At 58.0% G+C, this 25396-nt stretch carries 18 protein-coding genes, 1 tRNA gene and 3 rRNA genes; 12 read left to right on the top strand and 10 right to left on the bottom strand.

Translation table 11 applies throughout. The features are described 5' to 3' along the window. Window positions 1-117 precede the first annotated feature (117 nt). From mioC to ravA, 5 genes are all read right to left on the bottom strand, one after another. Complete coding sequence (gene mioC / locus AC6I8F_RS19430) at window positions 118-558, bottom strand: FMN-binding protein MioC (RefSeq protein ID WP_021508182.1); 441 nt, start codon at window positions 556-558, stop codon at window positions 118-120. Window positions 559-712: 154 nt separating this feature from the next. Next, window positions 713-1174 (bottom strand): transcriptional regulator AsnC, encoded by a 462-nt coding sequence (gene asnC, locus AC6I8F_RS19425; RefSeq protein WP_007893613.1) that lies wholly within the window; start codon window positions 1172-1174, stop codon window positions 713-715. A gap of 105 nt (window positions 1175-1279) precedes the next feature. Next, complete coding sequence (gene ovoA / locus AC6I8F_RS19420) at window positions 1280-3418, bottom strand: 5-histidylcysteine sulfoxide synthase (RefSeq protein ID WP_127833476.1); 2139 nt, start codon at window positions 3416-3418, stop codon at window positions 1280-1282. 71 nt (window positions 3419-3489) lie between these two features. Continuing rightward, entirely contained in the window at window positions 3490-4950 is a 1461-nt protein-coding gene (viaA, locus tag AC6I8F_RS19415) for an ATPase RavA stimulator ViaA (protein ID WP_058770715.1), read from the bottom strand. After that, on the bottom strand, window positions 4947-6443 hold the full coding sequence (gene ravA, locus AC6I8F_RS19410; protein WP_058781861.1) for an ATPase RavA: 1497 nt from the start codon (window positions 6441-6443) through the stop codon (window positions 4947-4949). The genes viaA and ravA overlap by 4 nt, the downstream gene beginning before the upstream one ends. Before the next feature lie 299 nt (window positions 6444-6742). Here ravA and kup point away from each other — a divergent pair, with 299 nt between their 5' ends. Beyond that, the gene (kup, locus tag AC6I8F_RS19405; RefSeq protein WP_021508177.1) at window positions 6743-8611 is read left to right on the top strand and encodes a low affinity potassium transporter Kup; all 1869 of its coding nucleotides are present in this window, start codon (window positions 6743-6745) and stop codon (window positions 8609-8611) included. 11 nt (window positions 8612-8622) lie between these two features. On the opposite strand, the gene qseC is transcribed toward kup, so the two are convergent. Further along, window positions 8623-9954, bottom strand: a complete 1332-nt coding sequence (gene qseC, locus AC6I8F_RS19400) for a quorum sensing histidine kinase QseC (protein ID WP_288423980.1) — start codon at window positions 9952-9954, stop codon at window positions 8623-8625. Then, window positions 9951-10613 (bottom strand): quorum sensing response regulator transcription factor QseB, encoded by a 663-nt coding sequence (qseB, locus tag AC6I8F_RS19395; protein WP_498028368.1) that lies wholly within the window; start codon window positions 10611-10613, stop codon window positions 9951-9953. Before qseB ends, qseC begins: the two co-directional genes overlap by 4 nt. Window positions 10614-10783: 170 nt before the next feature. Between qseB and AC6I8F_RS19390 the strand changes: the two genes are divergently transcribed. The 7 genes from AC6I8F_RS19390 (at window position 10784) to rbsR (ending at window position 17149) form a co-directional block, all read left to right on the top strand. Further along, on the top strand, window positions 10784-11179 hold the full coding sequence (locus AC6I8F_RS19390; protein WP_058758226.1) for a YgiW/YdeI family stress tolerance OB fold protein: 396 nt from the start codon (window positions 10784-10786) through the stop codon (window positions 11177-11179). A gap of 172 nt (window positions 11180-11351) precedes the next feature. After that, on the top strand, window positions 11352-11771 hold the full coding sequence (rbsD, locus tag AC6I8F_RS19385) for a D-ribose pyranase (protein ID WP_021313542.1): 420 nt from the start codon (window positions 11352-11354) through the stop codon (window positions 11769-11771). Between the two features lie 7 nt (window positions 11772-11778). Continuing rightward, window positions 11779-13287 (top strand): ribose ABC transporter ATP-binding protein RbsA, encoded by a 1509-nt coding sequence (gene rbsA / locus AC6I8F_RS19380; RefSeq protein WP_058758228.1) that lies wholly within the window; start codon window positions 11779-11781, stop codon window positions 13285-13287. Next, window positions 13284-14255: a ribose ABC transporter permease gene (rbsC, locus tag AC6I8F_RS19375; protein WP_021508172.1), complete on the top strand. Its 972-nt coding sequence runs from the start codon at window positions 13284-13286 to the stop codon at window positions 14253-14255. The genes rbsA and rbsC overlap by 4 nt, the downstream gene beginning before the upstream one ends. 27 nt (window positions 14256-14282) lie before the next feature. Then, window positions 14283-15158, top strand: a complete 876-nt coding sequence (rbsB, locus tag AC6I8F_RS19370) for a ribose ABC transporter substrate-binding protein RbsB (protein WP_021508171.1) — start codon at window positions 14283-14285, stop codon at window positions 15156-15158. Between the two features lie 64 nt (window positions 15159-15222). Next, window positions 15223-16152 (top strand): ribokinase, encoded by a 930-nt coding sequence (rbsK, locus tag AC6I8F_RS19365; RefSeq protein ID WP_058770712.1) that lies wholly within the window; start codon window positions 15223-15225, stop codon window positions 16150-16152. 4 nt (window positions 16153-16156) lie between these two features. After that, window positions 16157-17149 carry a ribose operon transcriptional repressor RbsR gene (gene rbsR, locus AC6I8F_RS19360; RefSeq protein WP_371815525.1) on the top strand — a complete coding sequence of 331 codons (993 nt, stop codon included), beginning with the start codon at window positions 16157-16159 and terminating at the stop codon, window positions 17147-17149. Here the strand turns inward: rbsR and mdtD are convergent. Then, a complete protein-coding gene (gene mdtD, locus AC6I8F_RS19355) occupies window positions 17146-18549 on the bottom strand; it encodes a multidrug transporter subunit MdtD (protein ID WP_021508168.1) in 1404 nt (467 codons plus the stop codon). The two genes, rbsR and mdtD, sit on opposite strands and share 4 nt — an antisense overlap. A 539-nt stretch (window positions 18550-19088) precedes the next feature. Here mdtD and AC6I8F_RS19350 point away from each other — a divergent pair. From AC6I8F_RS19350 to rrf, 4 genes are all read left to right on the top strand, one after another. Continuing rightward, window positions 19089-20630, top strand: a 16S ribosomal RNA gene (locus tag AC6I8F_RS19350). Window positions 20631-20718: 88 nt separating this feature from the next. Continuing rightward, a tRNA-Glu gene (locus AC6I8F_RS19345) sits at window positions 20719-20793 on the top strand. Between the two features lie 215 nt (window positions 20794-21008). Next, window positions 21009-23912: ribosomal RNA gene (locus tag AC6I8F_RS19340) — 23S ribosomal RNA — on the top strand. Between the two features lie 202 nt (window positions 23913-24114). Beyond that, a 5S ribosomal RNA gene (gene rrf / locus AC6I8F_RS19335) occupies window positions 24115-24230 on the top strand. The 16S, 23S and 5S rRNA genes sit together here with 1 tRNA gene alongside, the layout of an rRNA operon. Before the next feature lie 86 nt (window positions 24231-24316). Here rrf and mobB read toward each other — a convergent pair. Both mobB and mobA read right to left on the bottom strand, forming a co-directional pair. After that, window positions 24317-24820 (bottom strand): molybdopterin-guanine dinucleotide biosynthesis protein MobB, encoded by a 504-nt coding sequence (gene mobB / locus AC6I8F_RS19330; protein ID WP_498028367.1) that lies wholly within the window; start codon window positions 24818-24820, stop codon window positions 24317-24319. Continuing rightward, window positions 24820-25392 (bottom strand): molybdenum cofactor guanylyltransferase MobA, encoded by a 573-nt coding sequence (mobA, locus tag AC6I8F_RS19325; RefSeq protein ID WP_021507127.1) that lies wholly within the window; start codon window positions 25390-25392, stop codon window positions 24820-24822. Before mobA ends, mobB begins: the two co-directional genes overlap by 1 nt. Window positions 25393-25396: the final 4 nt, after the last annotated feature.

The raw sequence follows: 25396 nt of genomic DNA, 5'->3' as shown, positions 1-25396 counted from the left end.
TTATACGCATGAAATAACGGATCTTATCCACAGAGCGACGCAGGTAAAAGGCGATAAAACAGCGGAATCAACTGGGGATCGACATAAATACCCGATCCCCGACCAGCAAAGATCGTCTTAAATCTGCGGGTGCCAGCTGGCAACCCACACTTCCGCCGGATCTTCCGGAATCTCATGTTCCAGCACGTCGATCTCCAGCCGATCGCCAATACGTTTGGCACCCAGCTGCGTTAACGTCGTCTCCAGCAGTTTGATCGCACCGCAGAACAGATCGTATTCATGATTACCGATACCCACTGCGCCAAAGCGTACGCCTGACAGATCCGGCTGGCTCTCCTGCAGCGCTTCATAAAACGGCAGCAGGTTGTCCGGCAGTTCGCCGGCACCGTGCGTTGAGCTGACAATTAGCCAGACGCCCTCCTGCGGCACCTCATCCAGCTCGGGTCCGTGCAGCAGTTCGGTTGAAAAGCCCGCTTCCTGCAGTTTCTCTTCCAGATGTTCAGCGACATATTCGGCGCTGCCAAGGGTACTGCCACTGATTAAGGTAATATCGGCCATGATGCTCTCCCGCACTAAAGGCGAGCATTGTACGCTGTGATCAAGCGGTGATCCACCTGTGGAAAACAGGGTTAATCGTCGATAGCATCAGGCGACAAGGCGCATCACAAAAGCGATCCGCCCGGGATAAGGTTATGCACAGCGGGGAAGCCGATCACGGCTTGATGGTGCGCATGATCGGGTTTTGCAGGGAGATCAGCGTTTCGGTGGACTGGATTTCATCAATGGTCTGGATCTTGTTGATCAGCACCTGCTGCAGCGCGTCAATGGAGCGGCACATCACTTTAATAAAGATGCTGTAGTGGCCGGTGGTGTACCAGGCTTCCACCACTTCATCCAGCGCTTCCAGTTTGCTGAGCGCGGCCGGATAGTCGCGCGCGCTTTTCAAAATGATGCCGATAAAACAGCAGACATCAAATCCGAGCTGCCGTGGATCGATCTCCACGCGCGTACCCAGAATAATCCCCGCCTGACGCATCTTCTCGACGCGCACGTGAATCGTGCCGGGGCTGACGTTGAACTGCTTGGCGAGTTCGGCGTACGCGGTGCGCGCGTTTTGCAGCAGCGCATTTAAAATGCCGCGGTCGAGATTATCCAGTTGCAGGTGTTCCGCCATCATCCATCCTCATTAGGTTCGTCTTCTCTGAACAGGGAGAATGTGCAGCAAATTAGCGGGACAGGCAAGGCGCAGACAGCGGAGCTGCCGCTGTCTGCACGCTTTTTAGCGCTTACGCCACAGCGTCAGCTGGGCCTGTGTGTGCTGGAACTTACGCGCGGTTTCGCGAATCACAAACGGCACGTCCTGCGGCGGCGCAACCTCCTCAAAGGCATCGCGCAGCAGTCGTTGCAGCGCCTGCCAGGTGGTGAGCGCTTCACCGTTTTCACGGAAACCGCCCAGCCAGTTCTCCTTCGGCGTGAACTCTTCCAGCCAGGTGTAAGGTGAGGAGATAGCCAGCAAACCGCCGGAGCGGATCATCGGCGTGATGTCCTGCAGGAAGCGCTTCGGCTGGCGCAGGCGATCGATCAGGTTGGAGGCCAGTACCAGATCGTAGCCATCGGGCTGCGGTTTCAGGTTACAGGCATCGCCCTGCACAAACTGAATGCGCTGCGCCAGGGACTCATCGAAACCAAACTCTTTCAGCCGCACCTGGCGATACTCCACCAGCTCTCCCTCTTCCGGCACCACGTAACGGAAATCCTCGCCCGAGGTCAGCTGCAGCGCCACGTCGATAAAGCGCGCCGAGTAATCCATGCCGGTGACCGCAGCAAAATGGCGTGCCAGTTCAAAGCTGGCACGGCCGGTGGCGCAACCGATATCCAGCGCGTGGCCGCGCTGCGCGCAGTGCGGCAGCACGATATCGACCAGCGCCGCCGCGTAGTTCGGCACACCGTAATAGCCGGGGCCGTACTGGAAGTCGAGGTACTGCGACACCATGCTGTCGGTTTCATACGGATTCAGCGCCATGCTCTCCTGATGCGAGGAAACCACGTAGCGGAAACCGGCATGCTGGAAGAAGTGGCGCCGGAAGGCGTAGCGTGAGGATTTCAGCGCTTCGTTGCCGGTGGAGATCCAGCTGCCGCCTTTGATCAGCGCATGTTTGCCGTCAAAGGTGGGCGTGGAGAAATCGTCATACAGCGGATGTACCCTGAAGCCTTCAAAGCCGTTGGTCGGCGTGGTGGTCCACTGCCAGACGTTGCCGACGATGTCGAAGAAGTCACCCTGGGCAAAGTGGTCTACCGGACAGGAAGAGGCCCAGCGGGCAAGATTGATGTTGCCCGGCGCGTCGATCCAGTCTGGCTGATCGCCGGCAACCTGCTCGCGCAGCTGCATCCACTCGGCTTCGCACGGCAGCTGGATCGCTTTGCCGCTCTCTTCTGCCAGCCAGCGGCAGAACGCCGCCGCTTCCAGCTGATTCACTTCGGCGGGCCAGTCCCACGGCATCGCCACTTCTTCGGTCATCAGGCGCAGCCGGAGATCGTCAGGTTGCGCGATGTCACCGACCCAGAAAGTCGGCATCTGCGCCTGGGCAAACTCGCGCCAGCCCCAGCCTTCGTCATCCCACCAGCGGCGTTCGTTGTAGCCGTTAGCGGCAATAAAATGAAAGAACTCGGCGTTGCTCACCAGCATTTTGCTGGCTTTGAACGGTTTCAGCTCAGTTGTAAGGCTGCCGTATTCGTTATCCCAGCCGTAGGTGTCATCGGTTTTACCCTGCGTGACGCGTCCGCCTGGCATCGCCACCAATGTATTGGCCGGTACCGAGGCACGATCGTGGCGCGCCTGCGGACACGCCGGCCAGTGCGGCTGCGGTTTTACCCACTCAAGCGGCAGCTGGCGGATCAGCACGCTGGAGGTTTCAAGGTGAATACGCTCATGCTCAATGCCCATCAGAATCACCCACGCCGGGCTGTCCCAGTCAATCGGCAGATCCAGCGGCATGGTGCGGATGAATTCACTTACCACGGTTTTCACTTTGCCGCGGTAGTCGCGCACCTCGGCCACGTCCGGCCAGCTGTAATGGCTGTCGTCGAGATCGTCCCAGCTCATCTCATCCACGCCGATCGCCATCATCGCCTCGATGCGATCGTCAATGCGCTGCTGCAGATAACCGCCCGCCATCAGCTTATTAATGTAGAAAGTAGCGGTATGGCCAAAGTAGAAGATCAGCGGATGGCGCAGGGTGATGGCTTTATTAAAGTACGCGCGCTCATCGGCGAGGCAGTCGAACAGGCTTTCATACAGCTCCCAGGTCTGGGTGAAATAGGCCAGCAGTTCGGCGCGTTTGGCGTCGCTGCTGCTGCCGGAAAGCCGGACGGTGCGGGTGGGCGCAGGCAATTGATCGTGAAGATGAGCGGTTGTCACAGTGAACTCCGTAAGCTGATTAAACACAGCGGGTAATTCACTATAGCAAATTAGCATTTCTGCCTGATGAATTAGCGTTTCCAGCGGCGCAGCAGGCGGCTTTTCAGGCCGGTATCAAAGCGCCAGATGTGATCGAAAATGCGCAGAATGCCGGGTTTGCCGTGCGCCGACATCGCCACGGCGTGGAAGCGTTGCTGGTGGTGACGCTGGCGCTGTTTAATGGTGCTGACGATGTCGTCCGGCAGACGCTGGGCGATAAAATCGGAAACGATCACCGCATCGGCTTCCTGCCACTGACTGCCCTCCATACGCGTGACCACCGCAGACAGGCAGGCGGCCAGATCGGTGCCGCCGCGAAAACGCTGGCTGAGAAAACGGATTGCCTGCTCGATGCCATTATCGGCGGTCAGCTCGTAGCCAATCACTTCATGAGCAAACAGCATGATGTAGCAGCGCCGCCTGTCGGCCAGCGCCACCTTCAGCAGCGCCAGACAAAACGCTTTGGCGCAGCGTTCATTGAAACCGCCCATCGAACCAGAGGTATCCACGCAGACGATGAACGGGCCGCGCGGCTGCGCTTCGTGCTGCTGATGGCTGGCCGGGCGCAGCGTCACTTTCTCGTGCCAGGCATCGCCCTGTAACCGGTAGGTCAGCAGGCGTTTCTCCACCAGCCGGCGATAAAACTCCAGCTCCAGTTCGCTGATGCTCAGCGCCGCCAGCTCCGGCGGCAACAGACGCAGCACATCGTCACTCTGATGGATGCCGCTGACCTCTTCCGGCACGTTGTCCGGCTCGCGCACCAGCTGATGAAACGCTTCCAGCGGCGCATCCTGGGACGGCACCGATTTCGCTTCGCGGCTGCGTCCCAGCTGCTGCGCCAGTTTCATCAGTTCCGGCTGCTGGGCGAGGAAATCGCCGTACTGCACAATCAACTCATAGTCGCCATGCTGCAGCGGTGCCTTGCTCAGATCCCACAGGCGTCCGGCGGCGGCTTCGTCGTCATCGGTCAGAATCGGCGCCAGCTGGCCGCTGATGGCCATGCGCTGCTGCAGCTCGGCCATCAGGCGTTCCCGCTGCTCTTCCAGCAGGGTTTCGTTCAGCGTCAGGGTTTGCAGCGTCAGGCTCAGGCGCCAGCGCTGCAGGAACAGCGTGTGCTGCGCATTGCTCAACTGGGCGCTGTCGGTATGCAGCAGCAGTTTGCTGGCTTCTTCGATAAACGGGGACGGCAGCGCTTTCAGCTGCGTCATGATGGCCGGCAGTTGCTCACTGAAGGCGTGGCTGCTGAGCAGTTGCATCTGCTGGAAGAGCTGAAATTCGCGCGCCAGCGCGTCCGGCACCGGCGTGGTTTTCATCTGGGCGGCAATCTCGGCGCGCCAGCGCGGCAGCTCGCCCATCATCGCCTGTTTCAGGCGCGGAAATTTTTCAAAGAACAGCGCCAGCTGCGGCGAGGCCAGCAGTGCCACAATCAGCTCTTCGATCAGCTCGGTTTCGCCAATCGACAACAGCGTGCTGAGCGTCTCCAGCGAGATCATTTTCTCGCCTGTTTCAGCTGTTCCGCCACATCCTGCAGGCTGGTTTCGACGCGTGCCAGCCAGTCGTCGCTGATAAACAGGCAGCGCTGGTGCTGGCTAAACAGCGTGCGCTGCGCGCGCAGCTGGGCCTCCAGCGCGTCATATTCTTCAATGATTTCCTGCGGCACGTCGCTGCTGCTGGCGGCACCCGGCAGCGTCAGGCGCGTGGACTGCAGGCTGACGTCGCGCAGCGTCAGACAGTGGTGCGCATCCACCAGCAAGTCGAGCGTCTGGCCAAAGCCGATGCCGTTGAGCTTGCCGCGGATCTCGCCCGCTTTCAGCAGCCACTGATTGAGCGCATCGCGTGCCACCACCACGTGCGTGACCTGCATGTCGTGCAGCGTCAGCGGCTGCTGCAGCATCAGGGTCAGCTGTTCGTCCGTGATCGAGGCCGGTAATTCATAGTGCGGTTTGCGGCTGAACATGCCGCTGTGCTTCTCCAGCGTCAGCGCCTGCGTCACGCTCTGCTGCTGTTGCAGCGCCAGCCGGCGCGCTTTGATCTGCTGCAGCGTGTGCAGCATCGCCTGCTGCTGCCACGCGTGCTGCGTCATCAGCGCATCGATTTCACGATCCAGCAGCTGCATCGACGCCACGTCGTGCCACAGGCAATCTTTCAGCAGGATCAGATCAAGCGGGGCAATCGCCACGCGGCCGCTGTAAAACGCGCTGGCCTGCAGCAGATGGATGGCTTTTTTCCAGCGGCGATCGGAGATATACGGCGCCTCTGGCAGGTTCTCCAGCTGCTGGCGCAGCTGATAGATCAGTTCAAACACATGATCGGGCAGGCTGACCTGGCTGATGCCTTTCTGCCACTGCTGATACTCTTCATCGCTGATGCACAGCGATTCCGCCACCGGGTTGGCGTTTTCATCCTGCTGGTGGGTCAGCATGCTGCGGAAGTTCTGCTTTTCATGCACGTTGTCGAGCCACAGCCGGATCAGCATACGGTCGTACAGCGCTTCCAGACCGCTGTCAGCTTCCGGCAGTTCGTTGGAGGCGGTGACCAGCAGGCGCATCGGGATCGGCTCTTCGCTGTCGCCGTTGCGGAAGCGACGTTCGTTGATGGCGGTGAGCAGCGTATTGAGAATCGCCGGACCGGCTTTCCAGATCTCATCCAGAAAGACAATTTCGGCATCCGGCAGATAGCCTTTGGTCAGACGCTGATAGCGTCCTTCATCTTTCAGCGCCTGAATCGACAGCGGGCCAAACACCTCTTCAGGTGTGGAAAATCGGGTCATCAGGTATTCAAAGGCACGGGCGTGCTGGAAGGCGTATTTCAGGCGGCGGGCAATCAGGCTCTTGGCGATGCCCGGTGGCCCAAGCAGAAATACGCTTTCGCCGCTCAGCGCTGCCAGCAGGCAGAGACGAATGGCATGATGCCGTTCATACAGCCCTTTCTCCAGGGCATTGCTGAGGCGAGAAATTCTTTCTGCCAAAAGATGGGGTTGAGCCATAATCACATCATTGTCCTTCTGATCCTGGTGCCGTCATATTCTGGCGAGCGCAATACTCTACTGTTTATCATGCGTGAAAGCGTTGATAGCCGTCAGCTTTTTTGTTTCAGAAGGTTGAGGTGAGGCAAATCGCGGGTTTTCAGCGAATTTCGCGCCGATTTTCGGCGAAAAAACGCTGCGCAGACGGCGTAATGCCAGACGGTAAAAGTAGGTTTTTTCGGGAATATGTGCATACTGTGCGCTTTTTGATGATCTGAGCGCCGGGCTGAGGCCTGCGCGGCTCCAACAAAAGACAACTTATGAGCTCGGATAAGAAACAGTCCCTTGGCGCAGTCACTCTGGCGGCGATCGGCGTGGTGTATGGCGATATCGGTACCAGCCCGCTCTATACCCTGCGCGAGTGTCTCTCTGGTCAGTTCGGCTTTGGCGTGGAACGCGAGGCGGTGTTTGGCTTTCTGTCGCTGATCTTCTGGCTGCTGATTCTGGTGGTTTCGCTTAAATACATCAGTTATGTGATGCGCGCCGACAACGCCGGGGAAGGCGGGATCCTGACGCTGATGTCACTGGCGGGCCGCAATACCGGCGCACGCGCCACGGCGATTCTGGTGATCATGGGGCTGATTGGCGGCAGCTTCTTCTACGGGGAAGTGGTGATCACGCCGGCGGTATCCGTGCTTTCGGCCATCGAAGGGCTGGAGATCGCCGCGCCGAGCCTCGATAGCTACATTGTGCCGCTGGCGATTGCGGTACTGACGCTGCTGTTTGTGATTCAGAAACACGGCACCGGCATTGTCGGTAAGCTGTTTGCGCCGGTGATGCTGCTGTGGTTCATCATCCTGGCGGTGCTGGGTGCGCGCAGTATCATCAATAATCCCGAGGTGCTGCACGCCATGAACCCGTACTGGGCGCTGCACTTCTTTATTCAGTACAAAACGGTATCGTTCTTCGCGCTGGGCGCGGTGGTGCTGGCGATCACCGGCGTTGAAGCGCTGTATGCCGATATGGGCCACTTTGGTAAGTTTCCGATTCGCCTGGCATGGTTTGTGGTGGTGCTGCCGTCGCTGGTGCTCAACTATTTCGGCCAGGGTGCGCTGCTGCTGGAGCATCCGGAGGCCATCAAAAACCCGTTCTTCCTGCTGGCGCCGGACTGGGCGCTGATTCCGATGCTGATCCTCGCGACGCTGGCCACGGTGATCGCCTCGCAGGCGGTGATCTCCGGCGTATTCTCGCTGACGCGCCAGGCGGTGCGTCTTGGTTATCTGCCGCCGATGCGCATCGTGCACACGTCCGAAGAGGAATCTGGCCAGATTTATATTCCGGTGATCAACTGGCTGCTCTATTTCTCTGTGGTGATTGTTATCGTCGGCTTTGAGCACTCCAGTAATCTGGCGGCCGCCTACGGGATTGCGGTGACCGGTACCATGGTGCTGACCGCCATTCTGTGTTCAACGGTGGCGATTCAGAACTGGCACTGGAATCGCTATCTGGTGGTGCTGATTCTCATCGCGATGCTGTGCATCGACGTTTCGCTGTTCTCCGCTAACCTGGTCAAAGTGTTCTCCGGCGGCTGGCTGCCGCTGACACTGGCGCTGATGATGTTTATCGTGATGACCACGTGGAAGAGCGAGCGCTTCCGCCTGCTGCGTCGTATGCATGAGCATGGCAATTCGCTGGAGGCGATGATCGCCTCGCTGGAGAAGTCGCCGCCGGTGCGCGTGCCGGGCACGGCGGTCTACATGTCACGGGCGCTCAATGTCATCCCCTTTGCCATGCTGCATAACCTGAAGCACAACAAGGTGCTGCACGAGCGCGTGGTGCTGCTGACGCTGCGTACCGAAGATGCGCCTTATGTGCACAACGTGCGTCGCGTGACAATTGAGCAGCTGTCGCCCACCTTCTGGCGCGTGGTGGCAAGCTACGGCTGGCGTGAAACGCCGAACGTCGAGGAGATTTTCCACCGCTGCGGCCTCGAAGGGCTCAACTGCCGCATGATGGAAACCTCGTTCTTTATGTCACACGAGTCGCTGATCATCGGCAAACGCCCGTGGTATCTGCGTCTGCGCGGCAAGCTGTTCCTTGCGCTGCAGCGCAACGCCCTGCGCGCGCCGGATCAGTTTGAAATTCCGCCTAACCGGGTAATCGAGCTCGGTACTCAGGTCGAAATCTGACGCATCGCGCGTCACCAGCTGAGGGTGACGCGCAGCCCCTGCGGCTGCACCGCGCTGAAGGTCAGCCGGATGCCGTGCAGCTGAGCCACATTTTTCACAATCGACAAGCCAAGCCCGCTGCCGGTTTGCGCCTGCCCCGGCGGTCGCCAGAAGCGTTCGCCCAGCCGCGCCAGCTGCTCTGCGCTGACGCCCGGTCCGTTATCCGCGATCTCCAGCCTGCGCGCGCTGAGCCGCAGCTGAATCTCACTGCCGGACGGCGTGTAGCGCAGCGCGTTATCCAGCAGATTGCGCAGCAGTAAACCCAGCAGCAGTGGATGACCGTTCATCACCGGTTCCGCGTCAGCCGTCAGCGTCAGCCTGGTGTGCTGCGCTGCCGCCTGTGCCTGATGTTCGGTCACCAGCTGGTGCAGCAACGGCGCGAGGGGGACCGGCTGAAATTCGCTGCGCAGATCGTCTGCTTCGACCCGCGACAGCGTCAGCAGCTGATCGACCAGCCGCGTGGCGCGCAGGATGCCGCTGTCGAGCTGCTGCAGCGCATGGTTACGCATCGCCTCGTCATCGCCGGCCAGCTGAATCACCTCACTCTGCACGCGCAGCGCTGCCAGCGGGCTGCGCAGCTCGTGCGCCGCATCGGAGGTAAACCGTCGCTCGCGCTGGACCAGCTGTGCCATGCGGGCAAACAGGCCATTCAGCGCCGCCACCAGCGGCTTCACCTCCAGCGGCAGGCGTTGCGGCGTCAGCGGGGTGGCATCATCCGGCGCGCGCTGCTGTAGCGATGCAGTCAGGCGTTTCAGCGGACGCAGCTCAAACCACACCAGCGCCAGCAGCAACAGCAGCATCAGCGGCATGGCCACCAGCCACGGCAGCAGACTGCTCAGTGCCAGATCGCGCGTCATATCATCACGATATTCCCACTCCTGTCCGACCACCACGCGCCACTGCTTATCGGCTGAGGTCAGCCACAACAGCCGCCAGCGATCGTCATCGCCGCGCAGGCGACCATCATGGAAGCCGTCACGATCCGCGGTAAACGGCAAATCGCGACCGTTTTCGCCGTCGTTCAGCAGCGGTTTGCCGTCGGCGCTGAATACCGCAAAGGCCAGCGCGTCGTCATCCTGATCGCCGCGATGGTGGCGCAAAATCGCTTTGGTTTTTGGCAGCGAGGCAGCCTGCAGGCGGCTGGCATCCAGCGCCAGCAGACGCTTAGCGAACAGCATCTGCTGGGTATCAAACAGCTCGTTAACGGTGTCGCGCGTCTGCTGCCACGCGCTGAAGGTGGCGCTGGCACCGCACAGGATAATTAACAGCAGAAAGCCGATCGCCAGTCGCAGGAACAGACTCATTCTGCCGCTCCCAGCGTGTAGCCAATGCCGTGCACGGTGCGGATGAACTGGCTGCCGAGTTTTTTACGCAGATGATGAATATGCACCTCGACCGCGTTACTGGAGACGTCGTCATCCCAGCTGTACAGCTTCTCCTCCAGCTGGGCGCGCGTCAGCACGCGGCCGGGATTGCGCAGGAACAGCTCCAGCAGCGCCAGCTCGCGGCTTTTCAGGCTGAGCGGTTCGCCATCGAGCATCACGCTGTGGTTGCCGGGTGCCATCACCAGCCGGCCATGACGCAGCTCCGGCTGCAGCTGACCGTGACGGCGACGAATCAGCGCCTGCAGACGCGCGGCCACCTCCGTCAGCGCAAACGGCTTACACAGATAGTCGTCGGCACCGAGTTGCAGGCCCTGCACGCGCTCGTCCAGCGCATCGCGTGCGGTGAGGATCAGCACCGGGACATCCGCGCCCTGCTCACGCCACTGGCGCAGGATGTCCAGCCCATCGCGTTGCGGCAGCGACAGATCCAGCACCACGGCATCCCATGGCGCCGCGTTGAGCGCCTGAAATCCGGCTTCGCCGCTGACAAGCCAGTCGACGCTGAAACCCAGTTTGGTCAGGCCGACCTTCAGGCCATCGCCAATCAGCGTATCGTCTTCAATTAATAAAATGCGCATGCGTTTCTCCCGGTTACCTGGGGGTTTATACGAAGCAGATGCACGCTTGTACAGCGTCATTCGCCCGTTTTGGCTTATTTTTCCCCTCTTTTTTTCCCTTAAGATCCTGTTAAGAACCCTGTGGTGAAATAGCTCCCGTAATCCGCACAGACATGGAAATGAGGTGAAAAATGAAAAAGAGTGCAGCGCTATTCGCCATTATCGCCCTGGCGGCAACCCCGGTGTTAGCCGCCCAGCAGGGTGGCTTTGTCGACCCCAACGCGCCTGCCGCCCAGGCTAAAGCCGGCGGTTTTAAGGCCGATAACAGCAGTGTGGTGACGGTAAAACAGGCCGAAGAGATGAAGGATGACAGCTGGATCACCGTGCGCGGCCAGCTTGATAAGCAGATCGGCGATGAAGATTATCTGTTCCGCGACAGCAGCGGCAGCATGAAAGTGGAGATCGACCACAAACGCTGGAACGGCCAGACCATTACGCCGAAGGATCAGGTCGAGCTGACCGGCGAACTGGATAAGGATTTCAATTCGATTGAACTGGACGTTAAACAGGTGCGTAAACTGCCGTAACCTCCCTTGCGGAGCCACGTCGTGGGCTCCGCCATCCCGCCAAACTCAAATTTTTCCCGGCCCAGGCGAAACGTTTCGATGGCGATCACATTTCCGTGATGCCGTCATTGAGTTGCCATGTACATTTAATACACTGCCAGACAGCGAAACGTTTCGCTGTGGAGTGGAATAAATGAAAAAAGGTCGCCTGTTAAACGCTGAAGTCTCTCATGTGATTGCCCGCCTCGGGCACACCGATACGCTGACGATTGCCGATGCGGGCTTGCCGATCCCGGCCGGTCCACAGCGCATCGATCTGGCGCTGACGCCCGGTACCCCCGATTTTTTACAGGTGGTGGAGGTCATCACGCAGGAGATGCAGGTTGAGAGCGCCCTGATAGCGGAGGAGATCCAACAACACAATCCGCAACTCCACAGCCAGCTGATCGCCGTGCTCGAAGCCTTGCAACAGCACCAGGGGAATGTGATTAGCGTTCGTTACACCAGCCATGAACAGTTCAAACAACACACTCAGCGCAGTCAGGCGGTCATTCGCAGCGGAGAGTGCTCTCCGTATGCGAATGTCATCCTGAGCGCGGGCGTCACTTTCTGAGGCCGCTATGCAACCGTTATTGCAACTCAGGGGAATTGAAAAATCATTTCCCGGCGTGAAGGCGCTCAACGGCGCGTCGCTGGCGGTCTATCCCGGGCGCGTGATGGCGTTAGTGGGAGAGAACGGCGCGGGCAAATCCACCATGATGAAGGTGCTGACCGGCATCTACAGTATGGACGCCGGTTCGCTGCACTGGCTGGGAAAAGAAGTGACGTTCTCCGGGCCGAAAGCGTCTCAGGAAGCCGGCATCGGCATCATCCATCAGGAGCTGAACCTGATCCCGCAGCTGACCGTCGCGGAGAATATTTTCCTCGGCCGTGAATTCGTTAACCGCTTTGGCCGCATCGACTGGAAACAGATGTATGCCGCGGCGGATGCGCTGTTAAAGCGCCTCAATCTGCGCTTCAGCAGCCACAAGCTGGTGGGCGATCTGTCGATTGGCGACCAGCAAATGGTGGAGATCGCCAAAGTGCTCAGCTTCGAGTCGCAGGTCATCATTATGGATGAACCGACCGATGCGCTGACCGATACCGAAACCCTGTCGCTGTTCCGCGTCATCAATGAGCTGAAAGCGCAGGGCTGCGGCATTGTTTATATCTCACACCGCATGAAAGAGATCTTTGAGATTTGCGATGACGTCACCGTGTTCCGCGACGGCCAGTTTATTGCCGAGCGCGCGGTGGGCGATCTCAGCGAAGAGGGCCTGATCGAAATGATGGTCGGCCGCAAGCTTGAGGATCAGTATCCGCATCTCGATCAGACACCGGGCGAGGTGCGGCTGCGGGTCGAGCACGTTAGCGGACCGGGCGTAGAAGATGTCAGCTTTACCCTGCGTAAGGGCGAGATTCTGGGCATCTCCGGTCTGATGGGGGCGGGCCGCACCGAATTAATGAAGGTGCTGTACGGCGCGCTGCCGCGTACGCACGGCAAAGTGACGCTTAACGGCCGCGAGATTGTCACCCGCTCGCCGCAGGACGGCCTGGCCAACGGCATCGTCTATATCTCGGAAGACCGTAAGCGTGACGGGCTGGTGCTCGGGATGTCGGTCAAAGAGAACATGTCGCTGACCGCGCTGCGCTACTTCAGCCGCGCCGATGGCGGCCTGAAGCACGCCGAAGAGCAGCTGGCGGTGGGCGATTTTATTCGCCTGTTCAATGTGAAAACGCCGTCAATGATGCAGCCGATCGGTCTGCTGTCCGGCGGTAATCAGCAAAAAGTGGCGATTGCGCGTGGCCTGATGACGCGCCCGGATGTGCTGATCCTCGACGAGCCGACGCGCGGCGTCGATGTCGGGGCGAAAAAAGAGATCTATCAGTTAATTAACCAGTTTAAAGCCGAAGGGCTGAGCATCATCCTGGTGTCGTCGGAAATGCCGGAAGTGCTGGGCATGAGCGACCGTATTCTGGTGATGCATGAAGGCCATCTGAGTGGCGAATTTTCCCGTGAGCAGGCTACCCAGGAATCCCTGATGGCAGCGGCGGTCGGTAAGCAACACAGCGAGGAGTTAGTTGTATGAGTACCCAAACCTTACCTGCCAGCCGTCGCTGGTTCAGCAAAGCCTGGCTGCTGGAGCAGAAATCGCTGATCGCGCTGATTGTGCTGATCGCCGTGGTTGCCAGCCAGAGCCCGAACTTCTTCACGCTGCCCAACATGTTCAACATCCTGCAGCAGACGTCGGTCAACGCCATCATGGCGGTGGGCATGACGCTGGTGATTCTGACCTCAGGTATCGACCTTTCGGTCGGCTCGCTGCTGGCGCTGACCGGCGCGGTAGCGGCATCGATTGTCGGGCTGGAAGTTAATGCATTGGTGGCCGTAGCGGCATCGCTTGCGCTCGGCGCCTTTATTGGTGCCATTACCGGTGTGATTGTGGCGCGCGGCAAGGTGCAGGCGTTTATCGCTACGCTGGTGATGATGCTGCTACTGCGCGGCGTCACCATGGTTTACACCAACGGCAGTCCGATCAACACCGGCTTCAGCGATAACGCCGATCTGTTTGGCTGGTTCGGCATTGGCCGTCCGCTGGGCATTCCGACGCCGGTATGGCTGATGGCGGTGGTGTTCGCGCTGGCGTGGTACATGCTGCATCACACCCGCCTCGGCCGCTATATCTATGCGCTGGGCGGTAACGAAGCGGCCACGCGCCTGTCCGGCATCAACGTTAACCGCGTTAAAGTCATCGTCTATTCGCTGTGCGGCCTGCTGGCGGCACTGGCGGGCACCATCGAAGTGGCGCGTCTCTCTTCCGCGCAGCCGACGGCGGGCACCGGTTATGAACTGGATGCGATTGCCGCAGTAGTGCTGGGCGGGACCAGCCTCGCGGGCGGTAAAGGGCGCATTATGGGCACGCTGATCGGTGCGCTGATTCTCGGCTTCCTCAATAACGGCCTCAACCTGATGGGCGTATCGTCTTACTACCAGATGATTGTCAAAGCCGTCGTCATTCTGCTGGCGGTGCTGGTGGATAACAAAAGCAGTAAGTAACTCTGACCTTCACACAGGATTAAAGAAATGAAAAAGTTAACTGCATTGGCCGTCATCCTTGGCGCCACCCTCAGTGCTGGCGCGATGGCTAAGGATACGATTGCGCTGGTGGTCTCAACCCTGAATAACCCGTTCTTTGTGTCGCTGAAAGATGGCGCACAGAAAGAAGCCGATAAGCTGGGCTATAACCTGGTGGTGCTCGACTCACAGAACAACCCGGCAAAAGAGCTGGCAAACGTGCAGGATCTCACTGTGCGCGGCACCAAACTGCTGCTGATCAACCCAACGGATTCTGACGCGGTCGGTAACGCCGTGAAAATGGCTAACCAGGCGAACATCCCGGTGATTACGCTGGACCGTATGGCGGCGCAGGGGAAAGTTGTCAGCCACGTGGCGTCTGATAACCGCTTCGGCGGCAAAATGGCCGGCGATTTCATCGCGAAGAAACTGGGCGACGGTGCGAAAATCATCGAGCTGCAGGGCATTGCCGGCACCTCCGCTGCCCGCGAGCGTGGCGAAGGCTTTAAGCAGGCCGCTGATGCACACAAATTCAACGTGCTGGCCAGCCAGCCGGCCGACTTCGACCGTACTAAAGGTCTGAACGTGATGCAGAACCTGCTGCAGGCGCATCCGGACGTGCAGGCAGTTTTTGCCCAGAACGACGAAATGGCGCTGGGCGCGCTGCGTGCGCTGCAGACCGCAGGCAAAACCGACGTGCTGGTGGTGGGCTTTGACGGCACCGCGGACGGCGTGAAGGCGGTAGAATCCGGTAAACTCAGCGCGACCGTTGCACAGATGCCAGACAAGATTGGTATGATTGGCGTCGATACCGCAGATAAAGTTCTGAAGGGCGAAAAAGTGCAGGCGATCAACCCGGTTGACCTGAAACTGGTTACTAAATAAAACCCAAAGAAAAGCATGGCAACGCGCCACCCTCGCGGTGGCGCAACTTCCTGGATAACTCCCTATGAGCAAAAGCGCAAAACTGGCGGTACTCGGCAGCATCAACGCCGACCACATCCTCAACCTCGCCCATTTTCCCCGTCCGGGTGAAACGGTGATCGGGAAACAGTATCAGGTTGCCTTTGGCGGTAAAGGGGCCAACCAGGCCGTCGCGGCTGGCCGTGCCGGCGCTGACATTGCTTTTATTGCCTGCGTGGGTGCAGATGACATCGGCGAACGTATTCGCCAGCAGCTGCAGCAGGACCAGATTGATACCGCTCCGGTGGAAACCGTGGCGCAGGAAGCCACCGGCGTGGCGATGATCTTCGTGAATGGCGAAGGCGAAAATAACATTGGCATCTACTCAGGCGCGAACGCGGCGCTGACGCCAGCCTGTGTGGAGCGCCACCAGCAGGTAATTCGTTCGGCCGATGCGCTGCTGATGCAGCTGGAGTCGCCGCTGGACAGCGTGCTGGCCGCGGCCCGCATCGCGCGCGCCAGCCACACCCAGGTGATCCTTAATCCGGCGCCGGCGACCCAGCTCTCTGATGAGCTGCTGGCGCTGATCGACATTATTACGCCGAATGAAACCGAAGCGGAAATCCTCACCGGCATCGCCGTCAACGACGACGACGACGCGGCGCGGGCAGCCCAGGCGCTGCACGCCAAAGGCATCGATACCGTATTGATTACGCTGGGCCGGCGCGGCGTATGGCTCAGCGAGCAGGGCCAGGGACAACGTATTCCCGGCTTCAGCGTGCAGGCGGTGGATACCATCGCTGCCGGTGATACCTTCAACGGGGCCTTCATTACCGCGCGGCTGGAAGGCGTGGCGATGCAGGATGCGGTCCGTTTTGCCCATGCGGCGGCAGCCATTGCCGTGACGCGCCCGGGCGCACAGCCCTCAGTGCCATGGCGCACTGAGATTGACGCATTCCTGCAGCAACAGGGTTAAGCGCTTGGCTACCATGAAAGATGTCGCCCGTCTGGCGGGCGTCTCCACCTCCACCGTTTCGCACGTTATCAACAACAACCGTTTTGTTAGCGAACAGGTGCGCGATAGAGTGGAACAGGCGATTCGCGAATTAAACTACGCGCCGTCGGCGCTGGCGCGCAGCCTGAAGATCAAGCAAACGCGCACCATTGGTATGTTACTGACCGCCAGCAGCAACCCGTTCTACTCGGAAGTGGTGCGCGGTGTAGAGAACAGCTGCTATGAACGCGGCTACAGCCTGATTCTGTGCAATACCGAAGGCGATGAAGAGCGCATGAATCGCAGCCTTGAAACGCTGATGCAGAAGCGCGTGGATGGCCTGCTGATGATGTGCACGGAAACCCATCTGCCCTCCGCCGAAATCCTTAATCGCTATCCTTCGGTGCCGATGGTGATGATGGACTGGGCGCCGTTTGAAGGGCGCGGCGATATTATTCAGGATAACGCGCTGCTGGGCGGCGAACTGGCTACGCAGTATCTGATTGATCGCGGTTACACCCGCATCGCCTGTATTGCCGGGCCGCTGGATAAAACCCCGGCGCGCCTGCGTCTGGACGGTTTTCATCAGGCGATGGCAGCCAGTGGGCTGGCGGTGCCGCCGGGCTATGTGGTGGACGGCGATTTCGAATTTCAGGGCGGTTTCAACGCCATGAATCAGCTGCTGGCGCTCGATCCGCCACCGCAGGCGGTGTTTACCAGCAACGATGCGATGGCGGTAGGCGTCTATCACGCCCTGTATCAGGCGGGACTGCGCGTGCCGCAGGATATGGCGGTGATGGGCTATGACAACATTGAGCTGGCGCGCTATCTGACGCCGCCGCTCAGTACCATTCATCAGCCGAAAGATGAGCTGGGCGAGCTGGCCATTGATACGCTGATTCATCGTATGAGCGATCCCGACGCCAGCCAGCAAACGCTGGTGCTGACGCCGGAGCTGGTGGAGCGCGGTTCGGTTTAACTGCTTTTACGCGTTTTCTCGCGGTTGGCGATCAGGTTACGGCCATCCCCCGGCCGTAACATCAGAAACGCCAGCGCCGACAGCACGGTAATCACGCCCATGGTAAAGAAGGTGGCGTGGAACTGCTGCACCGTGGTGCTCTCAAAATCCTGGTAAAAGCGCAGCACGGCGGCGCTGACCGCCACGCCAAAACTGATCGACACCTGCTGCGTTACCGCCAGCACGCTATTGCCGCCGCTGGCGTTCTCATCATTCAAATCCGCCAGTGTGATGGTATTCATGGCGGTAAACTGGGTCGACATCGCCATGCCCAGTACAAACAGCGCCACCAGCAGCATGATGATGCTTCCGTCCGGCGACTGCAGCGCGAAGCTGGCGACCAGCACGCCGATGATAACCGTAATGCCCACCAGCGTTTTACGATAGCCAAAGCGGCGCAGCACCTGAGTCACGGTGGATTTAGCCAGCAGCGAGCCAATCGCCGTGGGCCCCATCATGCAGCCGGCGATGATCGCCGGATAGCCAAATCCTACCTGTAACATCAGCGGCATCAGGAACGGAATACAGCCGGTACCGAGACGCGCGGCAATATTACCGATAATCCCGACGGAGAACGTGCGTGTCTTAAACATCGGCAGACTAATCAGCGGAGCCGGATGGCGGCGCGCATGCATAATATAGAGCAGCAGCAATACCACGCCGCTGACCAGCACCAGCACTGCCTGCCACGGCGATACGATACGCTCGCCAAACAGCTCAATACCGATGGAGATCAGCACCAGACCAAAACCAAACAGCATAAAACCGCCGAAATCGAAGCGGCGTTTTGGCGTGGTGAAGTCTGGCATATATTTGCGCGCATAGAAGATGCCGGCGATGCCGATAGGAATATTAATCAGGAAGATCCAGTGCCAGCTGGCGTAGGTGACCAGCAGACCACCGAGCATAGGGCCAAGAATCGGTCCGACCAGGCCGGGCATGGTGACAAAGTTGAGCACCGGCAGCAGTTCGCTGCGCGGATAGGCGCGCAGCAGCGCCAGACGCGCTACCGGCATCATCATTGCTCCGCCAACGCCTTGCACCACGCGCGAAACCACCAGCATGCTCAGCGATCCGGACAGCGCACAGGCCAGTGAGCCAAGCGTGAACAGGGAAACCGCCACAATAAACACCTTACGCGTGCCAAAGCGATCGGCCAGCCAGCCGCTGACCGGAATCAACATCGCGACCGTGAGCGTATAACTGATGACGGCGGACTGCATGGCGAGTGGGGAACGTTCAAGGCTGGTGGCAATGGCGGGAAGCGCGGTATTCAGGATGGTGGCGTCGAGAGCCTGCATAAAAAACGCCATGGCGGCGATCCAGGGCAGGCCGGCCATACTGCGCGCGGAGCGAATCATTGAAAATCCTTCTTGAAGAAAATCGGTCAGCAAAGAGCGTAAGTTAAACAGGATAGCATCGGTCGCTGCGATGATGGCGCTGATTTGTGCCGCTGTGAGAGCTGATTTGCCTGATTATTAGACGGGAAATGTCTGTTTTTACCGCGTTCGTATAAAAAAGTAGCTTTCAGTCAATTTTTTTCAGGAAATGCTTGTCACTTCAGATTAACTATAATGCGCCACCACTGAGACGGCAAAGCGGCAACGCAGGCGGCTCAGCAGGGCGTGAAGTGATTCACCCCGCCGGAGAAAAACGCTGAAAAAAGTGTTTGACTCTGAAGGAGGAAAGCGTAATATACGCCACCTCGCGACAGCAGGCCGAACGCCGTGTCGCACCGCTCTTTAACAATTTATCAGACAATCTGTGTGGGCACTCGCAGGATTGATATCACAAGCCTACGGGCTTTAAAAAATATCAAGTCTTTGCTGAGTGAACACGTAATTCATTACGAAGTTTAATTCACAGAGCATCGCTGCACTGGTTGCAGCAAATCAAACTTAAATTGAAGAGTTTGATCATGGCTCAGATTGAACGCTGGCGGCAGGCCTAACACATGCAAGTCGAACGGCAGCACAGAAGAGCTTGCTCTTTGGGTGGCGAGTGGCGGACGGGTGAGTAATGTCTGGGAAACTGCCCGATGGAGGGGGATAACTACTGGAAACGGTAGCTAATACCGCATAACGTCGCAAGACCAAAGTGGGGGACCTTCGGGCCTCACACCATCGGATGTGCCCAGATGGGATTAGCTAGTAGGTGGGGTAATGGCTCACCTAGGCGACGATCCCTAGCTGGTCTGAGAGGATGACCAGCCACACTGGAACTGAGACACGGTCCAGACTCCTACGGGAGGCAGCAGTGGGGAATATTGCACAATGGGCGCAAGCCTGATGCAGCCATGCCGCGTGTATGAAGAAGGCCTTCGGGTTGTAAAGTACTTTCAGCGGGGAGGAAGGCGGTGAGGTTAATAACCTCGCCGATTGACGTTACCCGCAGAAGAAGCACCGGCTAACTCCGTGCCAGCAGCCGCGGTAATACGGAGGGTGCAAGCGTTAATCGGAATTACTGGGCGTAAAGCGCACGCAGGCGGTCTGTTAAGTCAGATGTGAAATCCCCGGGCTTAACCTGGGAACTGCATTTGAAACTGGCAGGCTTGAGTCTCGTAGAGGGGGGTAGAATTCCAGGTGTAGCGGTGAAATGCGTAGAGATCTGGAGGAATACCGGTGGCGAAGGCGGCCCCCTGGACGAAGACTGACGCTCAGGTGCGAAAGCGTGGGGAGCAAACAGGATTAGATACCCTGGTAGTCCACGCCGTAAACGATGTCGACTTGGAGGTTGTGCCCTTGAGGCGTGGCTTCCGGAGCTAACGCGTTAAGTCGACCGCCTGGGGAGTACGGCCGCAAGGTTAAAACTCAAATGAATTGACGGGGGCCCGCACAAGCGGTGGAGCATGTGGTTTAATTCGATGCAACGCGAAGAACCTTACCTGGCCTTGACATCCAGAGAACTTAGCAGAGATGCTTTGGTGCCTTCGGGAACTCTGAGACAGGTGCTGCATGGCTGTCGTCAGCTCGTGTTGTGAAATGTTGGGTTAAGTCCCGCAACGAGCGCAACCCTTATCCTTTGTTGCCAGCGGCTCGGCCGGGAACTCAAAGGAGACTGCCGGTGATAAACCGGAGGAAGGTGGGGATGACGTCAAGTCATCATGGCCCTTACGGCCAGGGCTACACACGTGCTACAATGGCGCATACAAAGAGAAGCGACCTCGCGAGAGCAAGCGGACCTCATAAAGTGCGTCGTAGTCCGGATTGGAGTCTGCAACTCGACTCCATGAAGTCGGAATCGCTAGTAATCGTAGATCAGAATGCTACGGTGAATACGTTCCCGGGCCTTGTACACACCGCCCGTCACACCATGGGAGTGGGTTGCAAAAGAAGTAGGTAGCTTAACCTTCGGGAGGGCGCTTACCACTTTGTGATTCATGACTGGGGTGAAGTCGTAACAAGGTAACCGTAGGGGAACCTGCGGTTGGATCACCTCCTTACCTGAAGATACTTTCCCGCGAAGTGCTCACACAGATTGTCTGATAGAAAAGTAACGAGCAGGACGGCTGCGAAGTCGTGACACTTTGTGTCCCCTTCGTCTAGCGGTTAGGACTCCGCCCTTTCACGGCGGCAACAGGGGTTCGAATCCCCTAGGGGACGCCACTGCTTGGTGACAGGTGAAAGGTGTCTCCACAGAATATCTCAAAACTGACGGTAACGTCGTGTTTGAGATATTGCTCTTTAACAATCCGGAACAAGCTGAAAATTTGAAACGACGCGTCGCGTTCATTCTCCGTAATAAGAATGAAATTTACGATGCGTTCGGGTCTCTCAAATGCTTGCAGTCCGCAGCGTTGCAAAACGCCTGTGGGTTGTGAGGTTAAGCGACTAAGCGTACACGGTGGATGCCCTGGCAGTCAGAGGCGATGAAGGACGTGCTAATCTGCGAAAAGCGACGGTAAGGTGATATGAACCGCTACAGCCGTCGATGTCCGAATGGGGAAACCCAATGCACTTGTGCATTATCGTTAACTGAATACATAGGTTAACGAGGCGAACCGGGGGAACTGAAACATCTAAGTACCCCGAGGAAAAGAAATCAACCGAGATTCCCCCAGTAGCGGCGAGCGAACGGGGAGTAGCCCAGGACCTGAATCAGCTTGTGCATCAGTGGAAGCGTCTGGAAAGTCGCGCGATACCGGGTGACAGCCCCGTACACGAAGATGCACAGGTTGTGAGTCCGACGAGTAGGGCGGGACACGTGGTATCCTGTCTGAATATGGGGGGACCATCCTCCAAGGCTAAATACTCCTGACTGACCGATAGTGAACCAGTACCGTGAGGGAAAGGCGAAAAGAACCCCGGCGAGGGGAGTGAAACAGAACCTGAAACCGTGTACGTACAAGCAGTGGGAGCCTACCTGTTAGGTGACTGCGTACCTTTTGTATAATGGGTCAGCGACTTATATTCTGTAGCAAGGTTAACCGCATAGGGGAGCCGAAGGGAAACCGAGTCTTAACGGGGCGTTAAGTTGCAGGGTATAGACCCGAAACCCGGTGATCTAGCCATGGGCAGGTTGAAGGTTGGGTAACACTAACTGGAGGACCGAACCGACTAATGTTGAAAAATTAGCGGATGACTTGTGGCTGGGGGTGAAAGGCCAATCAAACCGGGAGATAGCTGGTTCTCCCCGAAAGCTATTTAGGTAGCGCCTCGTGAACTCATCTCCGGGGGTAGAGCACTGTTTCGGCTAGGGGGCCATCCCGGCTTACCAACCCGATGCAAACTGCGAATACCGGAGAATGTTATCACGGGAGACACACGGCGGGTGCTAACGTCCGTCGTGAAGAGGGAAACAACCCAGACCGCCAGCTAAGGTCCCAAAGTCATGGTTAAGTGGGAAACGATGTGGGAAGGCACAGACAGCCAGGATGTTGGCTTAGAAGCAGCCATCATTTAAAGAAAGCGTAATAGCTCACTGGTCGAGTCGGCCTGCGCGGAAGATGTAACGGGGCTAAACCATGCACCGAAGCTGCGGCAGCGACACTATGTGTTGTTGGGTAGGGGAGCGTTCTGTAAGCCGCTGAAGGTGTGCTGTGAGGCATGCTGGAGGTATCAGAAGTGCGAATGCTGACATAAGTAACGATAAAGCGGGTGAAAAGCCCGCTCGCCGGAAGACCAAGGGTTCCTGTCCAACGTTAATCGGGGCAGGGTGAGTCGACCCCTAAGGCGAGGCTGAAAAGCGTAGTCGATGGGAAACAGGTTAATATTCCTGTACTTGGTGTTACTGCGAAGGGGGGACGGAGAAGGCTAGGTTATCCGGGCGACGGTTGTCCCGGTTTAAGCGTGCAGGTGTGAAGACCAGGCAAATCCGGTCTTCTTTAACACTGAGGCGTGATGACGAGCCGCCACGGCGGTGAAGTAACTGATGCCCTGCTTCCAGGAAAAGCCTCTAAGCTCCAGGTAACACGAAATCGTACCCCAAACCGACACAGGTGGTCAGGTAGAGAATACCAAGGCGCTTGAGAGAACTCGGGTGAAGGAACTAGGCAAAATGGTGCCGTAACTTCGGGAGAAGGCACGCTGGCGCGTAGGTGAGGGGACTTGCTCCCGGAGCCGAGGCCAGTCGAAGATACCAGCTGGCTGCAACTGTTTATTAAAAACACAGCACTGTGCAAACACGAAAGTGGACGTATACGGTGTGACGCCTGCCCGGTGCCGGAAGGTTAATTGATGGGGTTATCCGCAAGGAGAAGCTCTTGATCGAAGCCCCGGTAAACGGCGGCCGTAACTATAACGGTCCTAAGGTAGCGAAATTCCTTGTCGGGTAAGTTCCGACCTGCACGAATGGCGTAATGATGGCCAGGCTGTCTCCACCCGAGACTCAGTGAAATTGAAATCGCTGTGAAGATGCAGTGTACCCGCGGCAAGACGGAAAGACCCCGTGAACCTTTACTATAGCTTGACACTGAACATTGAGCCTTGATGTGTAGGATAGGTGGGAGGCTTTGAAGCGCGGACGCCAGTCTGCGTGGAGCCATCCTTGAAATACCACCCTTTAATGTTTGATGTTCTAACGTAGGCCCGTGATCCGGGCTGCGGACAGTGTCTGGTGGGTAGTTTGACTGGGGCGGTCTCCTCCCAAAGCGTAACGGAGGAGCACGAAGGTTGGCTAATCCTGGTCGGACATCAGGAGGTTAGTGCAATGGCATAAGCCAGCTTGACTGCGAGAGTGACGGCTCGAGCAGGTGCGAAAGCAGGTCATAGTGATCCGGTGGTTCTGAATGGAAGGGCCATCGCTCAACGGATAAAAGGTACTCCGGGGATAACAGGCTGATACCGCCCAAGAGTTCATATCGACGGCGGTGTTTGGCACCTCGATGTCGGCTCATCACATCCTGGGGCTGAAGTAGGTCCCAAGGGTACGGCTGTTCGCCGTTTAAAGTGGTACGCGAGCTGGGTTTAGAACGTCGTGAGACAGTTCGGTCCCTATCTGCCGTGGGCGCTGGAGAATTGAGGGGGGTTGCTCCTAGTACGAGAGGACCGGAGTGAACGCACCGCTGGTGTTCGGGTTGTCATGCCAATGGCACTGCCCGGTAGCTAAGTGCGGAAGAGATAAGTGCTGAAAGCATCTAAGCACGAAACTTGCCCCGAGATGAGTTCTCCCTGACCCTTTAAGGGTCCTGAAGGGACGTTGAAGACGACGACGTTGATAGGCCGGGTGTGTAAGCGCAGCGATGCGTTGAGCTAACCGGTACTAATGACCCGTGAGGCTTAACCTTACAACGCCAGAGGCGTTTTGGTCTGAGAGACCGAAAGAATTTTCAGCTTGTGACGGAAAAATTAGCGGAAACGAAAGATTTTGCGCTGAGGCGAGGCGGCAAGCGAAGGAAAGGAAGGAGCATACAGAAGTATGTGACTGACTTTGCGAGGGCGGCCAACGCGGCATCAGTGAAAAAGATTCGTTTCGTGCACCAGAATTTGCCTGGCGGCAACAGCGCGGTGGTCCCACCTGACCCCATGCCGAACTCAGAAGTGAAACGCCGTAGCGCCGATGGTAGTGTGGGGCCTCCCCATGCGAGAGTAGGGAACTGCCAGGCATCAAATAAGTAAAAAAGCCCCGGACGAGAGTCCGGGGCTTTTTTACGTCCGTACTTCGGCAAATTTCCCGCCGAACACCGTGTGATTAACGGTTTTTTAGCCATTGAACAATATACTCTGCAACCTGCTCAGGCTGATTGATATCCAGCACCGGTACCTGAAGCGCTAACGCTTCATCCGTCGCTACGGCAATCACCCAGTCGTCCAGCAATTCATCAATTTCCCCCTTAACGCCGCGCCGCCATAGCACCATCCTGGGTACGGGTTCCTGTTTAAACCCCTCGACCAGCACCAGATCCAGCGATGTAGCGTCCATACGGCCTGCCAGCTCCGCTAAACTAAGCGGCTGCTGCGGCGTTTCGCACATTAACGCCCAGCGTTGTTCGCTGGCGACGATCACCTGATCGGCTCCCGCTTTGCGCAGCAGATAACTGTCTTTTCCCGGCGTATCGATGTCCATCTGATGATGGGTATGCTTGATCAGCCCGGGGCGAATGCCCTGCGCTCTCAGTAGCGGAATCACCTGTTGTAACAGGGTGGTTTTGCCGGTGCCACTCCAGCCCACCACCGCCAGTAACGGCACACTCATCACGCACTTTCCTCATTAACCAAATCGTCAGGCGTATTGATATTGCGGAAGGCGGCTTCATCATCATCAAACAGTACGCCGTGTCCGCCATGTTCTCGCATGAACTGCATCAGACGACGTTCTCCGCGCAGCAGCCACGCTTCCAGATCATCGGCCAGCGCACGATGCACCAGGGCCAGCGCCGGATGATCACGCTGACCCGATGTCACCCACACGGCGGCGGCTGCACCACGCTGCTGCCACAGCCGTGCAACAAAATCCTGCGGTAGCCACGGCGTATCGCAGGCGCAAAACGCCACCCATTCGGTCTGGCTGTGCCGCAGGCCGCTGAGCATGCCTGCCAGCGGACCGGGATAATCAGGCAGCGAATCACGAATCACCTGACAGCCACTTGCCTGATAACGATCAATGTTACGGTTGGCGCTAATCAACACAATATTGACCTGCGGCTGTAAACGCTGCAGAACGTGCTGATAAAGCGGTTTGCCCTGTAATGGCAGCAAGCCCTTATCCTGACCTCCCATACGGCTGCCTTGCCCGCCTGCGAGGATCACACCGGTAAATGCGGTCATCTTC

The organism is gamma proteobacterium symbiont of Axiagastus rosmarus (assembly GCF_059730925.1).
The sequence above is the reverse complement of the archived record's forward strand: the minus strand, read 5'-3'. Positions and strand labels throughout refer to the sequence as shown.

Excerpts from the sequence above, each read along its gene's own strand:
- mioC (WP_021508182.1), bottom strand. The coding sequence starts at position 558 with ATGGCCGATATTACCTTAATCAGTGGCAGTACCCTTGGCAGCGCCGAA.
- asnC (WP_007893613.1), bottom strand. The coding sequence starts at position 1,174 with ATGGCGGAACACCTGCAACTGGATAATCTCGACCGCGGCATTTTAAAT.
- viaA (WP_058770715.1), bottom strand. The coding sequence starts at position 4,950 with ATGATCTCGCTGGAGACGCTCAGCACGCTGTTGTCGATTGGCGAAACC.
- ravA (WP_058781861.1), bottom strand. The coding sequence starts at position 6,443 with ATGGCTCAACCCCATCTTTTGGCAGAAAGAATTTCTCGCCTCAGCAAT.
- kup (WP_021508177.1), top strand. The coding sequence starts at position 6,743 with ATGAGCTCGGATAAGAAACAGTCCCTTGGCGCAGTCACTCTGGCGGCG.
- qseC (WP_288423980.1), bottom strand. The coding sequence starts at position 9,954 with ATGAGTCTGTTCCTGCGACTGGCGATCGGCTTTCTGCTGTTAATTATC.
- qseB (WP_498028368.1), bottom strand. The coding sequence starts at position 10,613 with ATGCGCATTTTATTAATTGAAGACGATACGCTGATTGGCGATGGCCTG.
- AC6I8F_RS19390 (WP_058758226.1), top strand. The coding sequence starts at position 10,784 with ATGAAAAAGAGTGCAGCGCTATTCGCCATTATCGCCCTGGCGGCAACC.
- rbsD (WP_021313542.1), top strand. The coding sequence starts at position 11,352 with ATGAAAAAAGGTCGCCTGTTAAACGCTGAAGTCTCTCATGTGATTGCC.
- rbsA (WP_058758228.1), top strand. The coding sequence starts at position 11,779 with ATGCAACCGTTATTGCAACTCAGGGGAATTGAAAAATCATTTCCCGGC.
- rbsC (WP_021508172.1), top strand. The coding sequence starts at position 13,284 with ATGAGTACCCAAACCTTACCTGCCAGCCGTCGCTGGTTCAGCAAAGCC.
- rbsB (WP_021508171.1), top strand. The coding sequence starts at position 14,283 with ATGAAAAAGTTAACTGCATTGGCCGTCATCCTTGGCGCCACCCTCAGT.
- rbsK (WP_058770712.1), top strand. The coding sequence starts at position 15,223 with ATGAGCAAAAGCGCAAAACTGGCGGTACTCGGCAGCATCAACGCCGAC.
- mdtD (WP_021508168.1), bottom strand. The coding sequence starts at position 18,549 with ATGATTCGCTCCGCGCGCAGTATGGCCGGCCTGCCCTGGATCGCCGCC.
- mobB (WP_498028367.1), bottom strand. The coding sequence starts at position 24,820 with ATGAGTGTGCCGTTACTGGCGGTGGTGGGCTGGAGTGGCACCGGCAAA.
- mobA (WP_021507127.1), bottom strand. The coding sequence starts at position 25,392 with ATGACCGCATTTACCGGTGTGATCCTCGCAGGCGGGCAAGGCAGCCGT.